Here is a 17,041-nt window from a genome sequence, read left to right as displayed (position 1 = left end):
ACACCGCACGGGACGATCTCGGCCCGCCCCGTGCACAAAAGACGGGGACCCCGCCCCCCGCCAGCGCCCCCCGGCATCTGCCGGGGGGCGCTCAGCTTCTCGCCCGCGGCGGCTGTCGGTGGGTGGGGGCAGACTGGGGTTATGTGCCGCAGTATAAAAACGCTTCGACCGCCGTACTCCGACGACGTCACCGATGAGGACGTGCGGGCGGCGGCGCTCCAGTATGTGCGCAAGATCTCCGGGTTCCGGGCGCCCGCGTCGCACAACGCCGAGGCGTTCGACCGGGCCGTGGAGGAGATCGCGCGGAGCACCGCCGCCCTTCTCGAGTCCTTGGAGGTGCGGGGGCGCCGCTAGCTCCCCGCGGCGACCAGTTCGGCGATCTGGACGGTGTTGAGGGCCGCGCCCTTGCGCAGGTTGTCGCCCGAGCAGAAGAGGGCGAGGCCGTTCTCCACGGTCTCGTCGCGACGGATGCGGCCCACGTAGGTGGGGTCCTGGCCGGCGGCCTGGAGCGGCGTCGGGACGTCCGACAGGACGACGCCGGGCGCGCCCGCGAGCAGCTCGCTCGCGCGCTCGGGACTGATCGGGCGCTCGAAACGGGCGTTGACCTGCAGGGAGTGGCCGGTGAAGACGGGAACGCGGACGCAGGTTCCCGACACCTTCAGGTCCGGGATCTCCAGGATCTTGCGGCTCTCGTTGCGGAGCTTCTGCTCCTCGTCGGTCTCGGCGAGGCCGTCGTCGACGATCGAGCCCGCCATGGGGAGGACGTTGAACGCGATCGGGCGCACGTAGACCGACGGCTCGGGGAACTCCACGGCCGTCCCGGAGTGGGTGAGCCGGTCGGCGGTCTGGACGGTCTTGGCCGCCTGGTCGTGCAGCTCCGCGACGCCGGCGAGGCCGCTGCCGGAGACGGCCTGGTAGGTGGAGACGACGAGGGCGGTCAGCCCGGCCTCCTCGTGCAGGGGGCGCAGCACCGGCATCGCGGCCATCGTGGTGCAGTTCGGGTTGGCGATGATGCCCTTGGGGCGCTGCGCCGCGGCGTGCGGGTTGACCTCGGCGACGACCAGCGGGACGTCCGGGTCCATCCGCCAGCCGGAGGAGTTGTCGATCACGACGGCGCCGGCGGCGGCGACCTTGGGCGCCAGTTCCTTGGACGTGGTCTTGCCCGCGGAGAACAGCACGATGTCGAGGCCGGTGTAGTCGGCGGCGGCCGCGTCCTCGACGGTGATCTCGGTGCCGTTCCACGGGAGCCTGCGGCCCGCGGAGCGGGCCGAGGCGAACAGCCGCAGCTCGTCCACCGGGAATCCCCGCTCGGCCAGGATCTCGAGCATCTTGGCCCCGACCTGTCCGGTGGCCCCGACGATGCCGACTCTCATGCCGCTCCCTCGTGTAGATCGCTCGACCGGGCGAGTCTGCCCAGGTCGGATGCAGGACGTCCAGTGAATAACCCTACGTGGAGGGTTCAAGGAATGCTTAACGGAAGGCGTCCAGCCCGGTGACGGCCTTCCCCAGGGTCAGCAGGTGAACCTCCTGGGTGCCCTCGTAGGTCAGGACGCTCTCCAGGTTGTTCATGTGCCGGATGACCGGGTATTCGAGCGTGATCCCGTTGGCGCCGAGGACGGTCCGGGCCTCGCGGGCGACGTCCAGCGCGGCGCGGACGTTCGCGAGCTTGCCGAACGAGACCTGCTGCGGGGTCGCGGTCCCCTCGTCCTTGAGCCGCCCGATGTGCAGGGCGACGAGGCCCGCCTGGCCGAGGGCGACCTCCATCCAGGCGAGCTTCTCCTGGGTGAGCTGGAACGACCCGATCGGCTTGCCGAACTGCTCGCGCGTCTTGGCGTAGTCGACGGCCGCCTCGTAGCAGGACCGCCCGGCCCCGACGGCGCCCCACAGGATGCCGTAGCGGGCCTCCGAGAGGCAGCCGAGCGGGCCTTTCAGGCCTTTCACGTCGGGGAGCATCGCCGACTCCGGCAGCCGCACGCCGTCCAGCACCAGCTCGGAGGTGACCGACGCCCGCAGCGAGAGCTTCCGGTGGATGTCGCTCGCGGTGAACCCCGGGGTGCCCTTCGGGACGAGGAAGCCGCGGATCCCGTCGTCGGTGCGCGCCCAGACCACGGCGACGTCGGCGATCGACCCGTTGGTGATCCACATCTTGGCGCCGTCCAGCACCCAGTCGGCGCCGTCCCGGACGGCGCGGGTGCGCATGTCGCCGGGGTCGGAGCCGCGGTCGGGCTCGGTCAGCCCGAAGCAGCCGATCGCCTCCCCGGCGGCCATCCTCGGCAGCCACTCGTTCTTCTGGTCCTCCGACCCGTACTTGTGGATCGCCGCCATCGCCAGCGACCCCTGGACGGAGACGAAGCTGCGCAGCCCCGAGTCGGCCGCCTCCAGTTCCCGGCACGCGACCCCGTAGGCGACGGCGCTCGTCCCGGCGCAGCCGTAGCCCTCCAGATGCATGCCGAGCAGGCCCAGCTTGCCCAGTTCGGGCGCCAGTTCGCGGGCGGGGAACGTCCCGTCCTCGAACCAGGTGGCCAGGTGCGGCGCCACCTTCTCGGCCACGAAGGCGCGCACGGTGTCGCGGACCATCCGCTCCTCGTCGGTGAGCCGGTCGTCTACGCGCAGCACGTCCATGCGGGGTCTCCTCCGTCCGGGGCCGTCCGCCACGAGGGTACGTCGGGGGCGCGACCCTGACCGGGCAGGGGTGCATTCAGGGGTAAATCAGGGCGAATCCGGATGTCAGGGTTACCCGTGGCTGGGCATGATCGAGGCATGGACATGGAGAAGACCACCAGCAAGCAGCTCCGCCGCACCCGCGAGGGACGAATGATCGCCGGCGTGTGCTCCGGCGCCGGCCGGTACCTCGGCGTCGACCCCAACATCCTCCGGCTCGGCTTGGCCATCTTCACGATCTTCGGTGGCGCGGGCGTCGCGCTCTACGCGATCGCTTGGCTGCTCATCCCCGAGGAGGGCGCCGAGAAGTCGGTCGCCGAGGACCTGTTCAAGAAGGCGAGCGACTCCCCGACCGTCCAGGACGCCGTGCAGAAGACGAAGGCCACGGTCAACAAGAACCGGACCAGCGTCTAGGACGCCGGGATACCGGACAGCTCGTCGCCGCCCCCGGACGACGGGGTGACGACGACGGCCTCGACGCGCTCGCGCGCCCCGGCGATGACGCCGCCGCGGACCTGGTTCCAGCCCAGGGTCAGTATCGCGGCGGCCGAAAGGCCGAGGACGCCGGCGAGCGCGACCACGGTCTCCGGCCCGAGCACCTGGGCCGCGGCGCCGCCGATGAGGATGCCGACGCCCTGCCCGGCGAGGATGCCGGACTGGGCGAGGCCGAACGCCTGCCCCCGCCCGGACGCCGGGACCGCCCCCACGAACGCGGCGTTGGCCGCGAGCTGGTAGGCGCCGCCGACGCCCGACAGCGCCCACAGCGCGACGACGCACCACAGCGGCGGATGCGCGCCCGCGCCGATCAGCGGCAGGCACGCGAGCATCGACATCCAGCCCATGACGTGGAGCCGGCTCGCCGGCCGGACGAACCGGCTGAACAGCAGCGAGCCCACCACCATCCCCGCCGGCATCGCCGCCAGCAGCAGCCCGGCCGTCACCGCGCCGCCCCCGAACGTCGCGGCGTACGGGACGGCCAGGCCCTCGGGGATCACGTAGAACGCGCAGAGCCACGCGAACAGCACCAGCGACCGCAGCACCGGGTCGCCGAACACGAGCCGCACGCCGTCCCGCGTGCCGCGCCACAGCCCGAGCACCTGGCGCTCCCCGCGCCGCGGCGCCGGCCGCCGGCGCAGCCAGCCGACCAGGATGACGGCGGAGGCGCCGAACGTCAGCGCGTCCAGCCCGAGCGCCTCGTACGTCCCGACGACGGCGACGGCCGCGCCGCCCACCAGGAAGCCCAGCACCTGCGTGATCTGCTGGGTGACGTTCGCGATCGCCGACCCCGCCACATAACGGTCGCCTTCCAGTACGTCGGGCATGACGGCGGCGCGAGCGGCGGAGAACGGCGTCCCCAGCAGCACCGTCAGGAACACCAGCCCCGACAGCCCCGCGACCGGCATCGGCACGAGCGCCATCACCGCGACCAGCCCGGCCCGCAGGACGTCGCAGACGACCATGACCGTCCGGCGCGGGAAGAGGTCGGCGAGCCCGGACAGCACCGGCCCGCCCACGATCGGCGGGATGTAGGTCAGCGCGTACATCAGCGCCGTGAGCAGCGTCGACTTCGTGTGGTCGTACACGAGCACGGCGAGCGCGACCTGCGCGAGCTGGTCGCCGACGAACGACAGGGCCTGCGCGAGCCAGAGGGCACGGAACTCGCCCACCGCGAAAACCTCGCGGTAGGTCGCCTGCTCATCCGGCGGACGACGATGCCGGCCGGTCTGCCTTCCCGCCACGCACGCTCCAGTTCAGTCCGCCCGGTGCCGGGCGCCCTCCCCTATTAACTCACGCTGCGTGGCAGTCGCGTGACCTACAGTACACATTTCTCGGATCAATATCCGAGTTCGTGCAGCCGCTCGTCGTCGATGCCGAAGTGATGTGCGATCTCGTGTACGACTGTTATTCGGACTTCTTCCACCACGTCATCCTCGGTGTCACATATACGGAGGATCTCGTTGCGGTAGATCGAAATGTGATCGGGCAGGACGGCTCCGTACCAGTCGCCCCGCTCGGTGAGTGGTACGCCTTGGTAGAGGCCGAGCAGGCCGCGCTCCGGCGCGTCGTCCTCGACGACGATGACGACATTGCGCATGTGGGCGGTCAGCTCGGGCGGGATGCTGTCGAGAGCCTCCCCGACGAGGTCCTCGAACGCATCGCGCGACAACTCCATCACACCGGTCATTCTGCTCGACAGAAGGGGAACACGTGCCCAAGGTCCGCGCCGCGTTGACCCAGGCTTCCGCAACCGTGCGCGCCCACGCCGCGCGCGCCCGCGAAGCCTGCTCGCCCGTCACCCGCCGCGTCCGGCCCGTCCTCACCAGCCGCTGGACGCGGTTCTCCCTCGTCGTCATCGTCGGGCTCGCCGCCGGCTACCTGGGCCTCCTCGTCGGCGGCCGCTACGTCACCCCCGTCGGCCCCGCGGACGTCCAGCTCAGCCTGCACCCGTCCCTGCACGGCGGGACGACCCTGAAGCTCCCCCCGCTCGGCTCCCTCCAGCTCGACACCCACGGCGGCCCCGTCTCCCTGGAGGCCCGCCTCACCGACCTGCGCCCCGACCAGGCCAAGAAGCTGATCGAGGACGAGACCGCGCTCGACCGCCTCACCGACCACATCGCGGGCCAGCTCCGGCACGGCATCGTCGAGCTCCTCCTGCGCGCCGTCCTCATCGGCCTGGCCACGAGCTTCGTCGCGTCCCTCCTGCTCTTCCGCTCCTGGCGGCGCGCCCTGCTCGGCCTGGGCTCCGCCGCCGCGGGCCTCGTCGCCCTCACCCTCGTCACCTGGGGGACGTTCAACCCCCAGTCCATCGCCGAGCCCCGCTACACCGGCCTGCTCGCGAACGCCCCCCAGGTCGTCGGCGACGCCCGCAGCATCGTCGAGCGCTTCTCCGCCTACCGCGCCCAGCTCGCCCGCCTCGTCGGCAACATCTCCGAGCTGTACGCCACCACCTCGACCCTCCCCACCTACGAGCCCGACCCGTCCACCATCCGCGTGCTGCACGTCTCCGACATCCACCTCAATCCCGCCGCCTGGAACGTGATCAAGTCCGTCAGCACCCAGTTCAAGGTCGACGTCATCATCGACAGCGGCGACCTGATGGACCACGGCAGCAAGCCCGAGGACAAGTTCGCGGACGAGATCTCCGACCTGAAGGTCCCCTACGTCTACGTCCGCGGCAACCACGACTCCAAGCAGACCCAGAAGGCCGTCGCCCGGCAGAAGAACGCGATCGTCCTGGACGACACGACCCGCGAGGTCGCCGGCCTGCGCCTCTACGGCCTCGGCGACCCCCGCTTCACCCCCGACAAGAGCACCCGCGACGACTACGTCGGCGCCGACCAGCTCCGCGCGGAGGGCCTGCGCCATGCCGAGCGGCTGCGCGGCGGGGGCGACCTCCCCGACCTCGTCGTCACCCACGACCCCACCGAGGGCGAGGGCTTCTCCGGCGTCGCCCCCATGATCCTCGCGGGCCACACCCACGCCCGCTCGACGAAGCTCCTCCCCACCGGCTCCCGCCTCTTCGTCCAGGGCTCCACCGGCGGCGCGGGCCTGCGCGGCCTCGAACACGAGCAGCCCACCCCCATCGAGCTGTCCGTCCTCTACTTCTCCCGCGCCAGCCACCGCCTCCAGGGCTGGGACGATCTCCGGCTCGGCGGCCTCGGCCTCACCTCGGCGCAGATCGAGCGCCACCTCGAACCCGCCCCGGACCGCGCCGTCAAGCTCCAGCCCCCGGCCACGTCCCCGCCGGCGTCCCCGACGTCCCCGTTCCCCTCGGAGTTCCCGTCCGACTGGCCGTCCCGCACCCCGTCCCCGACGACCTCCCCGTCCCGCACGCCCACCCGCACCCCCTCTCCGGGGTAACCGTTTGCACGCCGCCCCGCCACGTCCTCTAGACTTGGCGAGTCGAGTGGCGACCATCTCCGCCACCACGGGCCCCCTTCGTCTAGCGGCCTAGGACGCCGCCCTTTCAAGGCGGTAGCGCCGGTTCGAATCCGGTAGGGGGTACTTTCGGAACCGGCTCGGCCGGAACCGATCACCGCGTTCGCGGCATCGCGTTGCATGTCGACGGTCTCGGACGTGATCGTCACCTCGCACTCGACGAGGTTCTTCTCCCGGTCATGGCGCATCGTCAACCCGAAGACGTCCAGCAGACGCCGGAGAGTCGGCTCGGGGAGCAGCCGCAGGTCAACGCTTGCCGCCGAGCCAGATCCTTGATCTTGGCTTTGGCCGTCGCCACCTGCGTCTGGTGCTCGCACAGCCCACAGGTCATGTAGGACCTCAGCACGAACACCGGCCGGGGCTCGCGTTATGGGTGGGTGAGGCGGCTGAGCGGGTCCGATAGTAGTTGCGCGGCGAGCACCGATGCGGCCAGCGCGCCTCCCTTGGGGAGGTCGCGGGAGCCGAAGGCAGTCCGCAGTTTCTCCACGAGTTCGGAGAATTTCAGAGCTCGGTGCGGATCGCAGAAGGCCTCGACGCGCTTGGCCGGCACGCCCCAAGCGAGCAGGGCTGTGCGCGCGTCCCCCGCCACCGCTGCGCGGACGGCGTCGAGCGCCGGCCGATCGGCCTCCTGCTCTATTTCCGACATGTCCGCCGCGACGTTCTCACGCGCGCGGCTCTGGGTCAGGTCGAGAGCCTCGACAAGCCGCAATTTCATGGGCGGCAGCGGCGAATGGACTCCTGGAGTCCGGGCCAGCCATTCCGTGGTGAAGCGGTGCCCGTGCTCGGAGAAGTCCGTCGCTCGGTGGGTGGCCTCCACCAGGTCGTTCAGGAAGATCTCCGAGAAGTCGCGTACCTCGGGCCTGAGTTCTCCCATCAGCCGGGCAGCCCGGACCGGAGCCGAGGGGTGGGTGCGACCGCTGCGGATGAACACCGCCCGCTCGTCGCCGTAGATCGCCAGCATCCCTATCAGGGCTCCGAGAGCGGCCCCGGCCTCGGGGAACATTCCGAGCCCACCGGCCGCGCGGGTCCCTGCGACGGCGTGTTCGCCGACTCGTACCGCTGCCCTGTAACCCAGCAGATCCGCGTCGAGTTCCCGCTGCTGGCTGTCCGTGCAGGCCGACAGGTCCTCGGCTGGAGAGAACGCGCTCGCAGCGGGAGGATGCTCCAGTACGTGGTGGGCGGCCTCATGGCACAGCACGAACACCATCGCTTGCTGCGCCAGCAGCCAACCGACCTGCTGGGCTCGGCGGGGCACTCGATACCCCAGTTTCGCGGCCAGCGCGAAGACACGCTGGTTCACGTAGTAGTAGCGGAGCAGCCCGGTCAGCAGCCCCCGGTCGATGCCGAGGCTCCTGGTGCGCTGGGCTCGCCAGGCGTGCCGCAACCGGCTGAACGGCAGGGCGGAACCAGCAGGCACGAAGCCTTCCGCAGCGCATCCGCTGTAGAGAAGGCACAACGTCGTGGTCGCGTCGGAGAACTGGACCAGTCCCCATCCGCTCTCCAGCGGACGCATGCGAGCCGACACCGCTTCGCTGTTGATGGCGACGAAGGAGAGCAGGTCCAGGCGTTCAGGCCGGTTGGTCAGCTCGGCCATGGCCTCGGTGACCTGCTGTTTGAGTCCGTGGGTCAGCGCATCGACCGGATTGGCGTGGCCGCCTTCCCCCTGGCTTAGCTTCCACTCGGCCATGAGGCGTTCGAGTTCGGCGCGCCCCGCATGGTCGCCCATGTCGGTGAGTTCTCCGAGCAGTTTCTCCAGCTGGTCCTCACGGTTGATGCCGGAGAGGCGTGCGGCCGCCTCGCCCGGTGACTCCGGCTCCGGCGCGGCCTCGTCCGTGCTCATCGCGGCGCGGGGGCGTTCTGGCAGAAGGCGCCCAGGCCGATCCGCGCGATCAGGACGGCGACGATCACCGATGTGGGGCCGAAATCGTCGGTGAGAAGCTCGGCGATGGCGGCCGCGTCGATGACGCGGTCGGAACCGCTGGTCCCCAGGAACGGCTGAATCCGTTCGTGATGGCAGATCTTGCGCTGGAGATCGCGGTGCTTGTCGGTGAACCACTGCTTGCCGAAGCGACGCTGTTCCTCCTCGTCCTCGGGGGACAGCCCCACCCCTTCGCCCAGCAGTTCCGCTCCGAGCAAGGTGTAAAGCTCGTCGTCGCTCATGCCCTGATACTCGACAAGGTCCACGGCGATCCTCTCCAGCAGGCAGGGTCCTCGATATCCAGACCTACCGGAGACTCGTCCATCCTGGCATCGCGCCAGGCAGAGTGGCCAGTGTCGGTCTGCCATGCCCGCGACCAGCATGTTGGATCGCCGCGATGGGCCGGCGGTGACGTGGCGCGAGGCCACAGTGGGTCTGTCTGAGGCCTGGGGCATGCTTGCATTTACGCTCATGACGGCTCCCCTGTATGTCCCGGCGGGGACGTCCCCAGAGCGGAATCCGGGCGAAGACGGCCGTGTCGTGCGGGTGTTGGCGAGCACGCGGCAGCGGGTCGCGGCCCGGGCGATCGACCTGCTGGTCGCCTTTCTCATGGTCCTGGCAGCCGTGTCGCCCGTCTACGCGGTCGTCCTGCTGTCCGACGGCTCCTCCTCCGCGGCGACGGCCTGGGCGGCCGCCCCACTCGTGATCATCGGCATGGCCGGTCCGCCGCTGCTGCGCGTCGGGGGGATCGTGCGGTGGGGCTGCACCCTGGGCCAGCGGGTCGCCGGGATCCGGGTGGTGCGCGAGGAGGACGGGACGCGGGCCCCCGGATGGCGGCGGTCCTTCCGGCGGTACGTCCTCCCGAGGAGTTCCTCGTCCGTACCGCTGATCAGCGACCTCCGGGTGTACCGGAAGGACGACAGGCTGCGGCAGTGCCTGCACGACCGGCGCGCCGGGACGGTGGTCGTCCGCGCCCAGGCACCCCCGGCGCCCAAGGAGACCGGCGGACTGGCCGCGCTCGGACCTCCCGGCCCGTCAGGACTCTCTGACCATGTGCGCCGCTGGGAGGCGCGCGAGCGCAAGCGGCGCATCGCGCTCGGCTCCTCCCTGGGCGTCCTGGGGGCGGCCGTTCTGTCCGCACCGTTCGCCGCCGTGCTCATGACCGGGCCATCCGCCGTCGGCGGCCCGGCGTTCGAGGTCGACACCTTCTACGACGACGCCACCAGGTTCGAGAACCGCTTCGGAGGACGTTCCGAGACCTACGAGCGCACGGCCGCCGAGGTCCTGGACGATGAGGAGGGCTGCCTGGCGGGAGCGACCAGTGAGCAGGCCCGGGCCGTCCTGCGCCGGACGGGGTGCGAGGGACGGATCGAGATCGCGTTCAGGACCACGGACGGCGTCCTGGTCAGCAGCCACGTCCTCAAGTTCCACGACCGGGCTTCCGCCGCCGGCGCCCAGCGCCTTCTGCGGCACACCGACCTGCGCTTCGTTTCCGGCGGCCGCGTCGCCCCGCCGGGCGGCGCCCGCATTGGCCAGGTCGGAACCCGGGACCGCTACGTGGTCGCCACGACCGCCGTCTGTCCACGCCGGCCTGAAGCGGCGGCGAAGGCGAAGAACGCCTTCCTCCTGATCCACGTCCCCACCCTCAACGTCATCCTCTGGCTCTGAAAATCCGCGCCTCGCGTGCTGGTGGCCGGGAAGTCCTACTGGTTCTTGGCCGCCCAGGTCGATCGATCCGCCGGTCACCCGGCCCCCCGGCCGGCAGCATGCCCATGACCGCGAGACCGGTCATGGGACTTGCCGGACCCGGTCTCCTCGACGATCCCCAGGGTCTCGCCGCGGTGCAGTACCTGGTCGACGCCCGAGACGGGGCGGACGCCCCTCTCACCCGCGCCGGATCTCGGGAGCACACGGAATCGACTCTCGCGCGCTCACGCGCAGGGCTCAGGCCGGCGAGACGCGTCTGTCGGCTCGGCCGGTGTGGAGGTAGGCCGCATGCCCCTCTCCGTCGTCACCGAGGAACGCGAGCGGCGCGCGGACGCCGCGCTCGGGTTCGACCGGGAGCAGCGCATCGCCGCGCCAGGCGACCAGCTCCGTCCGGTAGGGCGCCGCGCCCAGCTCGGCGGTGATCCCGGTGGGAGTGCGCTCCAACCAGACCCGCCCCTCCTCGTCCTGGCTCACCGCGGTCTCACACGTGCTCGACCTGTAGGTGCCGACGTACCGGGACGCGTCCAGCGGGGGCGCAGCGGGATCGGGCGCCGGCGGCCCGGGCGGTTCGACACCGCCGAGCTCGCGGAGCACGCGGCCCGCGATCTCGCGGTACACCGGCTGCGGCGAGCCGCCGTTGGTGACGATCGCCACGGCCACGTCTCGCTCCGGCACCGCGCGCAGGAACGCCGACTGGCCGATGGTGTTGCCGTCGTGGCCGAAGACGGCGCCGCCCGGGAGGTCGTAGAGCTCCCACCCCAAGCCCCAGGCGGTGCCCCAGCCGATGTCGGGCAGTCCGACCTGCGGCTGCCGCATGGCCCTGACGCTCTCCTGGCTCAGCACGGCGCCGCCGTCCGGGCCGAGCCCGCCGGAAAGGTGCATGCGAGTGAAGGCCAGCAGGTCGCGGGGGCGCATCGCCAGCATCGACCCGGCCGGCGCGTTCGAGCGCGCCAGCGCCCAGACGGAGGCCGGCCGGAGCCGGGCGCCCGGCGTCTCCTCGATATGCCCCACCGCCGCGCGGTGAACGATCGCCTCGTACGGGTCGTTCGCGGCATGGGTCAGGCCCAGCGGCGTGAACAGGTGCGCCCTCATGCAGGCGTCGAACGGCTTCCCCCGTACGACCTCGACGATCCGGCCCAGTACGCAGTAGCCGGCGTTGTTGTACGAGAACATCTCGCCGGGCTCGCACAGCTGCGGCACCTGGCGCAGGACGCCCAGGTACTTCTCCAGGCAGTCGTCGCCCTTGCCCGTGTCGGTGAAGATGTCCCCTTCGAATCCCGCGACGTGGCACATCAGCTGCCGCGCGGTGATCCGCTCTGCCGCCCGCTCGTCGCCGATCCGGAACTCGGGGAGATACGTCCGCACCGGAGCGTCGAGGTCCAGCCTCCCCTCGTCGACCAGCTGCATGGCCAGCGTCGCGGTCAGCACCTTCGTGATCGAGCCGATCTGGAAGAGGGAGTCGACGGTCGCCTCGACGCCCGTGGCCGTGTTCAGCATCCCGGCAGCGGCGTCCACCGTCTCGTCGCCGGCGCAGACCGCCACCGCCGCCCCGGGCACCCCGTGCTCGGCGAGCAGGTCCGCCAACCGGTGTCGCAGCCACGCACCGATCTCGTCCAGCTTCGGCACCGGTGTCCTCCTTGCTCGATTCCGGACGAGCATACGGTCGGCGGGGCCCCGGCTCTTCGTTCGCCGCCACCACGAGCGCCACGTCGTTTCGTGGGTTCGGCCAAGGCGTCGCGGCCCCGGAACAGGGCCACCCACCCGCCTCCGGCGCTCAGGGGCCTTTGTCAATCGCGCACCGCTCGCCCGGCGGTCCGGTCGGACGCGAAAGTGCTCAATCGTCGAGGGATGAGGCGAGGCGCCGGAGCAGGGCGGCCAGTCGCTCCTGTTCCTGCGCGCTGAGCCCGGCCAGGACGCGGCGCTGGTTGTCCAGGTGGGCGGCCATGAGGTCGTCGGTCAGCGCGACGCCCTCGGCGGTGAGGGTGACGAGTCGTCCGCGCGAGTCGTTCTCGGCGACGGTCCTGCCGACCAGGCCACGGGCTTCGAGCCGGTCGACGCGCTTGGTGATCGCGCCGGTGGTGACCAGGACGGCACGGCTCAGCTCTCCCGCGGACAGGGTGTAGGGCGCACCGGACCGGCGCAGTGCCGCGAGGACGTCGAAGTCGCCGTTGCCCAGGTCCGCGGCGGCGAAGAGCGGGCGGAGCCGCTGGTCGACCGCGTCGGTGAGGCGGAAGAGCCGGCCGATGACCAGCATCGGGCTCGCGTCCAGGTCGGGGCGCTCGCGGTTCCACTGGGCGACGATCGCGTCGGTGGCGTCAGGGTCCATGGCGTTGATTATATCTTCCTTGGAAGTTATATTAGCTTCCATGGAAGATAATCTTGCGTCTCAGCAGGCCGTGCAGGTCGTGTGCTACTTCGACGCCAGCTGCCCGTTCGCCTGGATCACCTCCCGGTGGCTGCTCGAAGTCGAGCGGCTGCGGCCGATCGACCTGGACTTCCGGATCATGAGCCTGTCGGTGCTCAACGAGCACCGCGAGATCGAGCCCTGGTACCGCGAGTTCAACGACCGCGCCTGGGGCCCGGCCCGGGTGTGCACGGCCGCCGAGATCGGCCACGGCGCCGCGGTCCTGCGCGACCTGTACACCGCGCTCGGCGCGCGCATTCACACGCAAGGCAACAAGGACTTCGACACGGTCATCCCCGAGGCCCTGGACGAGTCGGGTCTGCCGGCATCGCTGGCCGAAGCCGCCCACAGCGAGGAGTTCGACACGGCTCTGCGCGCCAGGCACAAGGCCGCGCAGGACGCCATGGGCGAGGAAGGCGGCACGCCTCTCATCACCCTGGACGGAGCGACGTTCTTCGGGCCCGTCCTGAACGCCATCCCGAAGGGCGAGCAGGCCGTCCGGCTGTTCGAGGCCGTGCGGACCCTTGCCGGGACGGAGCCGTTCGCCGAGATGAAGCGGGCACGGGGTGCGCTCGACTTCAGCTGACTCGAACGCGTCCACGCGCCGCCGCCTCTACGCCGCCGCACTCGTCGGGTCCGTCGGCGACGGCATCTACGTCCCGCTGACCATGCTGTTCGTTCATGCGCTGACGGGGTTGTCCCTGACGGCGATCGGTGCCGGCCTCAGCCTCGCCGGGCTGTGCGCGCTGGCGTTCATGCCGGTCGCCGGGGCCCTCATCGACCGCATGGGGGCCAAGCGTGTGGTCATGTGCGCGCTGGTACTGCGCGCCGCCGGGTTCGCCGCCTACCCCTTCGCCGACACCTACCCGTCCTTCCTGGCGGTCGCCGTGGTGGTCGCGGTGGGGATGTGGGCCTCCACGCCGAGCCAGCACGCGCTCATCGGCGAGATCGCCCAGGGCGCCGAACGCGACCGGCTGCTGGCCTGGGACCGCAGCCTCCGCAACGGCGGCATGGGGGTGGGCAGCATCGCGGCCGCCGCCCTGCTGGCCGTCGATGGAAACAGCGGTTTCACCACGGCCGCGATGGTCCTGGCCTCGCTGTTCATCCTGGCCACCGGGTTGGTGGCCAGGATCCCGGCCGTCCACGACGGTGCACGGCGACCGCCCGAGAAGCAGCAGGGGTACCGGCAGGTGCTCACCGATCGGCCCTACCTGCTCATCGCCGCCGCCAACTTCCTGATCGCCTTCGGCTACACCGCACAGGCCATGGCGCTGCCGGTCTTCCTCACCCGCGACATCGGCCTGCCCGCCGCCCTCGCAGGAGGCATATTCGCGCTCAACACCGCGCTGGTCGCCGCGCTCGGCGTACCGGTCGCACGCCTCACCATGCGAGGGAGACGCCCCCGCACCTCGGCACTCGGCGCGACCGTCTTCGCGGCGTCCTTCGCCGCCTTCGCGCTCATCCCCGGACTCTTCGGCGGCACGACCGCCCTCGTCGCCGTCCTGGCGGTCGCGGTGCTCTACACCAGCGGCGAACTCATCCACTCCGTGCCCGCACAGGGCCTGTCGGTGCAGGCCGCCCCCGACCACCTGCGCGGACGATACCTGTCGGTCTACCAACTGTCCTGGTCGCTCTGCCGCACGATCGCGCCCCTGCTCCTGGGATTCCTGCTGGAGACGGGGTCATGGCAGCTGTGGACGGTACTGGCGCTCATGGTCCTGACCGGGGCGATCATCTTGCTGTGCACCGAGCGCGCCCTGCCGCCGCACGCGGTCGGCATCCGTCCAGCGCCCGGCTCCCCGACCCCCGAGAACGCCGTGCAACAGGTCGGCGCCTAGCGGCGCTCGCGAGCACGGCACCGGTCCGCAGGTCGTGGTTCGCGGCGGCGGCGGCCCGGGGTTCCGGGACGCCGCGATGGCCACGCGCCGATGTCGGCCTCCGCGGCGTGGCGCATCAGCGGGCCGGTCGATCGTCACCGGGACCCCGGCACGACCAGGCCGCCCTCGTAGGCCGCGATCACGGCCTGCACCCGATCCCGCACGCCGAGCTTGGTGAGGATGCTGCTGACGTGGGTCTTCACGGTGTGCTCACTGAGGACCATCGTGGCGGCGATCTCGGCGTTGGACTGCCCCAGGGCGATCATTCGCAGGGTCTCCCGCTCCCGGGCGGTCAGCACGTCGAGCTCTCCGGCCGGCGGCTTCGCGGCCGGAGACCGGGAGGTGAACTCGGCGATCAGCTTGCGGGTGACCGAGGGGGCCAGCAGCGACTCGCCGGCCGCCACCACGCGCACGGCGTGCACGAGGTCGTCCCGCCGGACGTCCTTGAGCAGGAACCCGCTCGCGCCCGCCCGCAGCGCTTCGAACACGTAGTCGTCGAGGTCGAACGTGGTCAGCATGAGCACCCGGCACGCCGTCTCGGCCGAGACGATCCCGGCCGCCTCGATGCCGTCCATGCGGGGCATCCGGATGTCGAGAAGCAGCACGTCCGGCTCGTGGACGCGGGCCGCCTCGACCGCCTCGATCCCGTCCCCGGCCTCGGCGACGACCTCGATGTCGGGCTGGGCTTCGAGGATCATGCCGAACCCGGCCCGGACGAGTTCCTGGTCGTCGGCGACGACGACGCGCAGACCGCTCATGCCGCGCCCCCGAGCGGCAGCCGGACGACGACCTCGAAGCCGGGGCCGTCGGGGCGCGGTCCCGCCGAGGCGGTGCCGCGGCAGGCGGCGGCGCGCTCGCGGATGCCGATCAGGCCGTTACCGCCGTGGGGAAGCGCGTGCGGTGCCCCACGGCCGTCGTCGGTGATGCGGATCATGAGTTCGTCGTCCTGCCAGTCGAATCGGATGTCGGCACGGGTGGCTCCGGAGTGCTTGACGATGTTGGTGAGCGCCTCCTGGGTCACCCGGTAGGCCGCGACGTCCACGTCGCCGGGGAGCGGGAGCGGGGTCCCGGTGACGGTGTGGTTCACGGTCAGCCCGGGACCCGTGACCTGGCCGGTGAGGTCGGGAAGGTCGGCGAGTGTGGGCTGCGGCGCGCGCGGGCCCTCGCCCTCCTTGAGCACGCCGAGCAGCCGGCGGAGCTGCACCATCGCGTCGCGCCCCGAGGCGGCGATCGCGTCGAACGCGGCCTCGGCCCGGTCGGGGTCGCTGCGCACCACGACCGGACCGGCCTCGGCCTGGACGACCATGAGGCTGACCGCGTGGGCCAGGATGTCGTGCATGTCCCTGGCGATGCGCGCCCGCTCGCGTTCCGCGGCCCGCTCGACCTCGACCTGGCGTTCGCGCTGGAGTTGGGCGGCCCGCTCCTCCAGCGCGGCGGCGTGGCTCCGGGAGACGGCCGCGGCCCGGCCGACGGCGTAGGCGGCGACGAACAGCACGACGCCGCGCACCGCCGTGTCGGACGATCCGGTGAACGCGAGCCCGCCGGCGGTGGCGACGGCCAGCGCGATCATGCGCGGCCACCGGGAGGCGTAGGCGGCGGTGGAGTAGATCGCCACCAGGGCGCCGTACCAGACCGGCTGGGCGGCGACCCGGTCCGACAGGTCGTAGAGGGAGACGGTGACGAGGACGACCATGAGCACGGCCACCGGCGCGCGCCGCCGCCACACCAGGGGCACGGCTGCCGTGAGCACGACGGCGTACCCCCACCAGCTCCACGGTCCCGGGCTGGAGAGGAGCGGCCAGAGCTGGGCTGCAAGGACGAGCGCGGCGAGCGCCAGGTCCAGCCGGCGTGCCGGGATGGCGCGCAGCCGATCGAGAAGGGGCACGACTCGGCATTCTCCCCTCATCACGCGGCGGCCGGCACGGCGGACTCGTCCACGCGGTGCCGGCCGCCGGCCAGGCGGGACGCGCGGGAGACGCGGGCCAGCGCCAGGAAGGAGACCAGCAGGCAGGCGGCGCCCAGCGGCATGAGGTCCTTCTCCACGAACGGCACCAGGACGTCGGCGATCACCAGGACGGGCATCCACGCCTTGACGCGGCGCTGGATCGCCAGCTGGAGGACCAGTCCGATCTGGGCGACGAAGAACAGCAGCGGCCCGAAGCCGTAGACGACCTGCTGTACCCCGGGAACCGACTGGACCTGATCGAACATCACGTCCATCGCGGCGTGGTCGGCCGACCGGAACCCCACGACGAGGTCGATGGTGAACTGGGCGATCAGCGTGGTGATGCCGATGTATCCGGCGGCGACCAGTCCGGTGGCCAGGCGTCCGCGACCGGCCAGCCTCCGGATCTCATGGAACGTCATGGCGAAGAACACCAGGGCGCCGATGAAGGCGAGGTGGCCGGTGGTCCAGGCGAGCCCGGGACCACGGCTGCCGTCCAGGCCGTCCAGGATGCGGATCACGCCGTAGGTGAAGGTGAGGACGGGGGCGGCGACGAAGGCGATGCGGGGGTTCATCTCGTTTGCTCCTTT

Annotated in this window: 17 protein-coding genes and 1 tRNA gene; 7 read left to right on the top strand and 11 right to left on the bottom strand. The window is 71.4% G+C overall.

Annotated elements, in window-relative coordinates; all coding sequences use genetic code 11:
- Positions 1-141 precede the first annotated feature (141 nt).
- Positions 142-354 (top strand): DUF2277 domain-containing protein, encoded by a 213-nt coding sequence (locus AB0C21_RS04230; protein WP_500202606.1) that lies wholly within the window; start codon positions 142-144, stop codon positions 352-354.
- On the opposite strand, the gene AB0C21_RS04225 is transcribed toward AB0C21_RS04230, so the two are convergent.
- The gene (locus AB0C21_RS04225; RefSeq protein WP_500202605.1) at positions 351-1,373 is read right to left on the bottom strand and encodes an aspartate-semialdehyde dehydrogenase; all 1,023 of its coding nucleotides are present in this window, start codon (positions 1,371-1,373) and stop codon (positions 351-353) included. The genes AB0C21_RS04230 and AB0C21_RS04225 overlap by 4 nt on opposite strands.
- Positions 1,374-1,470: 97 nt before the next feature.
- The gene (locus AB0C21_RS04220) at positions 1,471-2,622 is read right to left on the bottom strand and encodes an acyl-CoA dehydrogenase family protein (protein WP_500202603.1); all 1,152 of its coding nucleotides are present in this window, start codon (positions 2,620-2,622) and stop codon (positions 1,471-1,473) included.
- 138 nt (positions 2,623-2,760) lie between these two features.
- Here AB0C21_RS04220 and AB0C21_RS04215 point away from each other — a divergent pair, with 138 nt between their 5' ends.
- Entirely contained in the window at positions 2,761-3,075 is a 315-nt protein-coding gene (locus AB0C21_RS04215) for a PspC domain-containing protein (protein WP_149261908.1), read from the top strand.
- Here AB0C21_RS04215 and AB0C21_RS04210 read toward each other — a convergent pair.
- A complete protein-coding gene (locus AB0C21_RS04210) occupies positions 3,072-4,328 on the bottom strand; it encodes an MFS transporter (protein WP_500202602.1) in 1,257 nt (418 codons plus the stop codon). The genes AB0C21_RS04215 and AB0C21_RS04210 overlap by 4 nt on opposite strands.
- Before the next feature lie 167 nt (positions 4,329-4,495).
- Positions 4,496-4,846: a metallopeptidase family protein gene (locus tag AB0C21_RS04205; RefSeq protein ID WP_375708348.1), complete on the bottom strand. Its 351-nt coding sequence runs from the start codon at positions 4,844-4,846 to the stop codon at positions 4,496-4,498.
- Positions 4,847-4,869: 23 nt separating this feature from the next.
- On the opposite strand from AB0C21_RS04205, the gene AB0C21_RS04200 reads away from it, so the two are divergent.
- Together AB0C21_RS04200 and AB0C21_RS04195 are read left to right on the top strand one after the other, a co-directional pair.
- Positions 4,870-6,522 carry a metallophosphoesterase family protein gene (locus tag AB0C21_RS04200; RefSeq protein WP_500202601.1) on the top strand — a complete coding sequence of 551 codons (1,653 nt, stop codon included), beginning with the start codon at positions 4,870-4,872 and terminating at the stop codon, positions 6,520-6,522.
- A 71-nt stretch (positions 6,523-6,593) separates the two neighbouring features.
- Positions 6,594-6,666: transfer RNA gene (locus AB0C21_RS04195), tRNA-Glu, on the top strand.
- Between the two features lie 301 nt (positions 6,667-6,967).
- Here AB0C21_RS04195 and AB0C21_RS04190 read toward each other — a convergent pair.
- Together AB0C21_RS04190 and AB0C21_RS04185 are read right to left on the bottom strand one after the other, a co-directional pair.
- On the bottom strand, positions 6,968-8,440 hold the full coding sequence (locus AB0C21_RS04190) for a M48 family metalloprotease (protein WP_500202600.1): 1,473 nt from the start codon (positions 8,438-8,440) through the stop codon (positions 6,968-6,970).
- Positions 8,437-8,784, bottom strand: a complete 348-nt coding sequence (locus AB0C21_RS04185; RefSeq protein ID WP_353817610.1) for a hypothetical protein — start codon at positions 8,782-8,784, stop codon at positions 8,437-8,439. Before AB0C21_RS04185 ends, AB0C21_RS04190 begins: the two co-directional genes overlap by 4 nt.
- A gap of 283 nt (positions 8,785-9,067) precedes the next feature.
- On the opposite strand from AB0C21_RS04185, the gene AB0C21_RS04180 reads away from it, so the two are divergent.
- Complete coding sequence (locus AB0C21_RS04180) at positions 9,068-10,186, top strand: RDD family protein (RefSeq protein ID WP_500202599.1); 1,119 nt, start codon at positions 9,068-9,070, stop codon at positions 10,184-10,186.
- Between the two features lie 276 nt (positions 10,187-10,462).
- On the opposite strand, the gene AB0C21_RS04175 is transcribed toward AB0C21_RS04180, so the two are convergent.
- Both AB0C21_RS04175 and AB0C21_RS04170 read right to left on the bottom strand, forming a co-directional pair.
- A complete protein-coding gene (locus AB0C21_RS04175; protein WP_500202598.1) occupies positions 10,463-11,851 on the bottom strand; it encodes a serine hydrolase domain-containing protein in 1,389 nt (462 codons plus the stop codon).
- A gap of 208 nt (positions 11,852-12,059) precedes the next feature.
- Complete coding sequence (locus tag AB0C21_RS04170) at positions 12,060-12,551, bottom strand: MarR family winged helix-turn-helix transcriptional regulator (RefSeq protein ID WP_500202597.1); 492 nt, start codon at positions 12,549-12,551, stop codon at positions 12,060-12,062.
- Positions 12,552-12,591: 40 nt separating this feature from the next.
- Here AB0C21_RS04170 and AB0C21_RS04165 point away from each other — a divergent pair, with 40 nt between their 5' ends.
- Complete coding sequence (locus tag AB0C21_RS04165) at positions 12,592-13,215, top strand: mycothiol-dependent nitroreductase Rv2466c family protein (RefSeq protein ID WP_500202596.1); 624 nt, start codon at positions 12,592-12,594, stop codon at positions 13,213-13,215.
- Positions 13,196-14,467: an MFS transporter gene (locus AB0C21_RS04160; protein ID WP_500202595.1), complete on the top strand. Its 1,272-nt coding sequence runs from the start codon at positions 13,196-13,198 to the stop codon at positions 14,465-14,467. Before AB0C21_RS04165 ends, AB0C21_RS04160 begins: the two co-directional genes overlap by 20 nt.
- Before the next feature lie 134 nt (positions 14,468-14,601).
- Here the strand turns inward: AB0C21_RS04160 and AB0C21_RS04155 are convergent, their stop codons facing one another.
- From AB0C21_RS04155 to AB0C21_RS04145, 3 genes are read right to left on the bottom strand one after another with little or no spacing between them, the layout of a single operon-like run.
- Positions 14,602-15,264, bottom strand: a complete 663-nt coding sequence (locus AB0C21_RS04155) for a response regulator (RefSeq protein WP_500202594.1) — start codon at positions 15,262-15,264, stop codon at positions 14,602-14,604.
- Complete coding sequence (locus tag AB0C21_RS04150) at positions 15,261-16,391, bottom strand: sensor histidine kinase (RefSeq protein WP_500202593.1); 1,131 nt, start codon at positions 16,389-16,391, stop codon at positions 15,261-15,263. The genes AB0C21_RS04155 and AB0C21_RS04150 overlap by 4 nt, the downstream gene beginning before the upstream one ends.
- 20 nt (positions 16,392-16,411) lie before the next feature.
- On the bottom strand, positions 16,412-17,026 hold the full coding sequence (locus AB0C21_RS04145) for a hypothetical protein (protein WP_500202592.1): 615 nt from the start codon (positions 17,024-17,026) through the stop codon (positions 16,412-16,414).
- Between the last annotated feature and the right edge of the window lie 15 nt (positions 17,027-17,041).

It is taken from the genome of Spirillospora sp. NPDC049024 (assembly GCF_040649235.1).
Classification (GTDB): domain Bacteria; phylum Actinomycetota; class Actinomycetes; order Streptosporangiales; family Streptosporangiaceae; genus Spirillospora.
Note: the sequence above shows the minus strand (reverse complement) of the source record. Positions and strands in the feature narration are given on the sequence as shown.